Here is a 5,227-nt window from a genome sequence, read left to right on the forward strand (position 1 = left end):
AGTATTAATCACTATCTTGGCATGAAATTATAACAAAAAACTTAGCATTTTGATTTAACTAAGAGATAGTCATGTAAGATGGTTTACTATAAAGATTATATAGCACTAAGACAAATATTTGAGGAGAATTTTAATGTCAGAAGGTAAACAAATCCGGCGCAGTGTTTTTTTTATTTCAGACGGTACCGCAATTACTGCTGAAACCCTTGGACACTCACTGCTTGCGCAGTTTCCGCATGTTGATTTTGACATTCATATTATTCCTTATATTACCTCTGAAGAAGCAGCCATGAATGTGGTGGCTGAGATCAATCAGCGCGCGCAGCTGGACGGGCAAAAACCGCTGGTTTTTGATACGCTGGTAGACCCGTATGCACGCGACATCATCAATACGGCAAATGCTATAAATCTTGATGTATTTGAAGGCCTTATAAGTAAATTGTCGGATGAGCTGGGAACTTCCCCTACAACTTTAGTCGGGCAGACGCATGCCGTAACGGACTCAGAGTCTTACAAGGCGCGCATTGATGCGGTGCATTTCGCGCTGGATAATGATGACGGCGCGCGCACCCGCCATTACGATAAAGCCGACCTGATCTTAATTGGCGTGTCGCGCTCAGGCAAAACCCCAACTTCAATTTACCTTTCGCTGCAGTTCGGCATCCGCGTTGCAAACTACCCGCTGACAGAAGAAGATTTAGACGATAACCGCCTGCCTTCGGTATTAAAGGCGCATAAGCACAAGCTTTTTGGCCTGATGATTGATGCTGAGCGCCTGGTTGCCATCCGCAGTGAGCGCAAAGCCAACAGCCGCTATGCCAGTTTTAACCAGTGCCAAATGGAGCTGCGCGCGGTAGAGGGGATTTATATTTCTGAAGGCATTAAATATCTCAACGTTTCAGAGATGTCGATTGAAGAAATTTCAACCCGCGTACTGCAAATGACCGGCTTGAAGCGCCGCATCGGCTAAGCTGCATGCGGGCAGGAGCCGCGCAACGCGGCTCTTTTCAGCTCTAAATAAATAGAAAATAACGTGCTTTATTATATGAAAATAATATCAAAAAATGCATAGAAAAATGCTGCTGGACTGCACAGGACAGGCTGATTTTCCGGCTTTAAAAGCCTGCTGAAGCTGCAATTCATGCGAAAATATCCGCGTTCCTGTTTTTTTAGGCATTTAAAGCGCTATGCCGTGCCGTGGTACACAATCACATCGCAGGGATAAATATGGCCGTTGATGGCCTGTATGCCGTGACTGTGCACTTTGACAATTGGCCAAGTCACCAGCGTGCAGTTTGCGCGCTGCAGCGAGGCGTAATAATGGTCAGACTTTAAAAACACTTTATGCTGAATGGCGGTATTTGGCATCAGCAAGTGCTTCAGCCAGGTGTCTTTGACTTGATCTTCCAGAAAGCGCAGCGCCAGCAGGCTTTTGATGCGGTTATTGAATAGGCGCCGGTTTTTAATGACCAGCGGATGCTGAATCAGTTTCTGCATGAAGCGCTCGGTTTTGGGCAGCACAAAATGCGGATGAATCTGAAACACGGCAACTTGCGCCGCCTGATCGCAGACCGCTGCAAGCAGGCTGGCGGAATCCTGATCGATGCTGAGGATGGCGACATTTTTGCCGCTGAAATTGAAATCTTTCATTTCTGTAGATTGAACTAAAGCGCCTTGAAATGCCTGAAAATCTTGCGCTGCATTTCTAAAGGCATGATGGGAAGCATCCTGCTTAAACGTGGCCATATAAGTATTCCAGTATTTTTCGTTTTATGCGGTTGGCTGTATTTATGCCTCTATTGATAGCGGAGAATTGCGGGCAGGTAAAGCGCTGAATGAAATCTGAACAGTCATCTTTAGATAAAACCGGCTTCAGCGCGTTTAAAGAAAAATGAGCCTGCTGTGTGCAGGCCCGCAAGGGTTAATCGTTATGTTCGCTGTCTGCAATAGACTTGGTGTTTTTAAATTCTAAATGATCGGCTTGATTGTGCTGGCGCAGGTATTCCATATCGCGGATATTTTTCTGCACCGCAACCGCGCCGAACAGGCTGAGCAAAAAGGCCATGATATAGAAGCCTTTTTCACTCAGGGCCAAATTGGCATTAAACAGGCCGACAGCCAGCAGGGCGATGCAGATTGCCACCGATGCCCAGCACAGTCCGTAATAAATATGCGTGACGTGGACGCCTTCAATTTTATCGCGGATGATTTTCTGCAGGGAAACGGAGGAAAACAGTCCGTACAGAATCAAAATCAGGTAATAGCCTTTTTCGTTCAGCAGCATGTCTGCATTGAACAGGCCAATGCCGTATGCGGCGGCGCCGGCGAATAGCGCGGCCCAGCTGGCGGCCACAAAAGCGGGCGTGGGCTTATTAATGTATTGATTCATGCGGTTATCCTTATCCTTATTTTTAGTGTTTGCTGCCATGCGTTTTATTATGCTGAAAAGCGCCGGGAAGGCAATGGCGATTTTATATGCGGCTGAGGCGGCGCAATCGAATAAAAAAGCGCTGCATCAATGCGGCGCTTTAGGCGGATATCAGGCTGGATGCGCTCTAGGCGGCTTCATGCTTAATCTGCATCAGGCGCTCAAAGTTTTCTATGCGCTTGTCTGTATTGTAAATATCGCAGGTGAAAATGAATTCATCAACATCATATTTTTCCAAAAGGCTTTTCAAGCCTGCCTTGACAGTGCTGTTTGAACCGATTTGCGCCATGGCGTAAAAATTCTCCACAGACATTTTTTCTGCCGGCGACCACAGATTCTGCATGCTTGAAACAGGCGCCTTGAGCTTCAGGCTGTGGCCGCGCATCAGGCCTAATACCCGCTGATAGGCGCTGCTGGCCAAATATTGCGCTTCTTCATCGGTCTGCGCGACAATGGCCGGCACGCCCATCGACACATAAGGCCGGTCTAAATACTGCGAAGGCTCAAAGCTGTCGCGGTACAGCTGAATGGCCTGGCTGAGCATGCGCGGCGCAAAGTGGGAGGCGAAGGAATAAGGCAGGCCGAGTTTGGCGGCCAGCTGCGCGCTGAATAGGCTGGAACCCAGCAGCCAGACGGGAACATGCGTACCTTGGCCCGGTGTTGCGGTAATGCGCTGCTGCGGCTGCGCATCATCAAAATAGCGCAGAATTTCCGCGACGTCCTGCGGAAACTGATCTTCGGTTTCCTGACGCCCGCGGCGCAAGGCGCGCATCGTGGCGGGGTCTGTGCCGGGCGCGCGCCCAAGGCCCAGCTCGACCCGGTTCGGATACAGCGTGGCCAAAGTGCCGAACTGCTCTGCAACCACTAAAGGGGCGTGGTTCGGCAGCATAATGCCTCCGGAGCCGACTTTCAGCGTTGAAGTGTTGGCCAGAATATAGCCGAGCAAAACAGCTGTTGCAGAACTGGCGATGCCGTCCATATTGTGATGTTCCGCCAGCCAGAAGCGGTCATAGCCGAGCTTTTCTGCATGCTGGGCCAGCTCCAGCGCGTGATTTAAAGCAAACTGGACGCTTTTATCGTCGCGCACAGGCGCCAGTTCTAAGATGGAAAATTTAACTGCTTGCAATGAGCGCATAACTGATCTCGATGATTTTTATATATCGAAATAATACGATATAAGCTGAATGATGTATATCGAAAATTATCGATGTATTTAATGGCGCTGAATTGCCCAATGTATTATTTGCAGCGTGTTTCAGGTCGCGGTTTTGCATCCAATATTCATCAGCTTTTGCGCCTCATGAATGGCCTGCAGCGCAAAGCCTTCGGATTTCCATGATTTTCATTGCGCCGATTGTTTCATTTTATGACCCTTTTACCGCAGTGTTCCAGATTGTAAGGCTTGATTATCTTCATGTGTATGTTTTAAACATTTGCCGGATTTACTGCGCTGATCCGCTAGATTAATAAGGCATATTTGATGCAATAGGAGCAGGCAATGGTTGATCTTCAAAGTATTCAGAAGCATGCAGATGTTATTGCATCCTGCGGGACAAAAGTCGGCACGGTCGATCATCTTGAGGGAACGGATCAGCTGAAGCTGACGCGCCATGAGTCCAGTGACGGCATGCATCATCTGATTCCTGTTTCCTGGGTTCAGGAAATCCGGGACAATCAGGTGATGCTGAATAAATGTGCGGACGAAGTCCGGCAGCAGTGGAAGGCGGTTTAAAGTAAAGCTGGGATTTGGCGTGTCATTTAATCCGGGGCGCCTGCCTGAAGCGGGCGCCTCTTCTTTTAAAGGATTTGCTGCCGTTGAAACTGAAAAGCCAGAGGGCATTCTCAGGAGGAATGCGCTGGCAGAGCCAGAGGCGGGAAGGCAATATTATTCAGACTTGAATAAGCGCCCGAAGGCGCTTTTTTCATGCGGCAGCTGCGGAATTAACGGCGCTTGCCATTTTTATAGTGGCCTAAATGGCGGCCATTGTCTTTGCTGTAATAGCCGTGGTCGTTATAGCGGTCGTCATTGTAGCGGTAGCCTTTGCCGTTGTAGCGCCGGTCATAACGGTCTTCATCGTCATAACGGCGGTCATAGCGCTCATCATCATAGCGGCGGTCTTCACTGACTTTTTGCCCTAAAACAGCGCCGCCTGCAGAGCCGGCCGCTGCGCCGATATAGCCGCCATTGGTGCCGCCCATATTTTTGCCGACGGTGTAGCCGCCCGCGCCGCCTAAAGCGCCGCCGATGATGGCGCCATTGCGGTCACGCTTATTGGCAGAAGCTGCCGCGCCTGCGCCGCCGCCAATGGCTGAACCAATCATTGCGCCGGTTTGGCCGCCCATTTGCTGTCCCACTGCAGCGCCGACCACACCGCCGAGGGCTGAGGTCAGGGCGGTGTTGGAGGTGCTGCCTGCGTTGGCTGCGGGCATTGCAAAAGCGGAAGCTGCGATTGCCGCGCCGAATAGAATTTTATGCATTTTCATGATTCCCTTCTGAGAGCATGTCAATTATGTCTTGAGATGAATGTAAGCAAAAATGTAGGGAAGAGCGTGGACGGCATTATGATCAAAATGATGCGTTTAGTAATGAATCTGTAAACGCTCTGCGCAATGCCTTCACGATTGCCTTTAAAGCGGGCCGGCTTGCGCGCATCATCCCGCATAATCCAGCCAAAACAGCACCCGAAGGTGTAATGCTGATCAGTTAAGAAGTTTCACCATAAACTTCTTAATTTTGGGGGCTATTCACGGCGGAGTCTTACCGTTTTTAAATCGAATTTTGGGAGCTCGTTTTGTTCC

Annotated in this window: 6 protein-coding genes; 2 read left to right on the forward strand and 4 right to left on the reverse strand. The window is 49.5% G+C overall.

The genetic code is table 11. The features are described 5' to 3' along the window. The first annotated feature begins 133 nt into the window (after window positions 1-133). On the forward strand, window positions 134-970 hold the full coding sequence (gene ppsR / locus RSA72_RS13760; protein WP_068912514.1) for a posphoenolpyruvate synthetase regulatory kinase/phosphorylase PpsR: 837 nt from the start codon (window positions 134-136) through the stop codon (window positions 968-970). A 215-nt stretch (window positions 971-1,185) separates the two neighbouring features. Here the strand turns inward: ppsR and RSA72_RS13765 are convergent, their stop codons facing one another. The 3 genes from RSA72_RS13765 to RSA72_RS13775 form a co-directional block, all read right to left on the reverse strand. Further along, window positions 1,186-1,746 carry a flavoprotein gene (locus RSA72_RS13765; RefSeq protein ID WP_332633366.1) on the reverse strand — a complete coding sequence of 187 codons (561 nt, stop codon included), beginning with the start codon at window positions 1,744-1,746 and terminating at the stop codon, window positions 1,186-1,188. A 175-nt stretch (window positions 1,747-1,921) separates the two neighbouring features. Beyond that, a complete protein-coding gene (gene yiaA / locus RSA72_RS13770) occupies window positions 1,922-2,389 on the reverse strand; it encodes an inner membrane protein YiaA (protein ID WP_332624191.1) in 468 nt (155 codons plus the stop codon). A 166-nt stretch (window positions 2,390-2,555) separates the two neighbouring features. Beyond that, on the reverse strand, window positions 2,556-3,563 hold the full coding sequence (locus RSA72_RS13775) for an LLM class flavin-dependent oxidoreductase (RefSeq protein WP_332624192.1): 1,008 nt from the start codon (window positions 3,561-3,563) through the stop codon (window positions 2,556-2,558). 363 nt (window positions 3,564-3,926) lie between these two features. Between RSA72_RS13775 and RSA72_RS13780 the strand changes: the two genes are divergently transcribed. Beyond that, a complete protein-coding gene (locus RSA72_RS13780) occupies window positions 3,927-4,160 on the forward strand; it encodes a DUF2171 domain-containing protein (protein ID WP_332624193.1) in 234 nt (77 codons plus the stop codon). Between the two features lie 209 nt (window positions 4,161-4,369). Here RSA72_RS13780 and RSA72_RS13785 read toward each other — a convergent pair whose 3' ends face one another. Further along, a complete protein-coding gene (locus RSA72_RS13785; RefSeq protein ID WP_332624194.1) occupies window positions 4,370-4,912 on the reverse strand; it encodes a hypothetical protein in 543 nt (180 codons plus the stop codon). Between the last annotated feature and the right edge of the window lie 315 nt (window positions 4,913-5,227).

Source organism: Acinetobacter sp. (genome assembly GCF_036659555.1).
Classification (GTDB): Bacteria; Pseudomonadota; Gammaproteobacteria; order Pseudomonadales; family Moraxellaceae; genus Acinetobacter.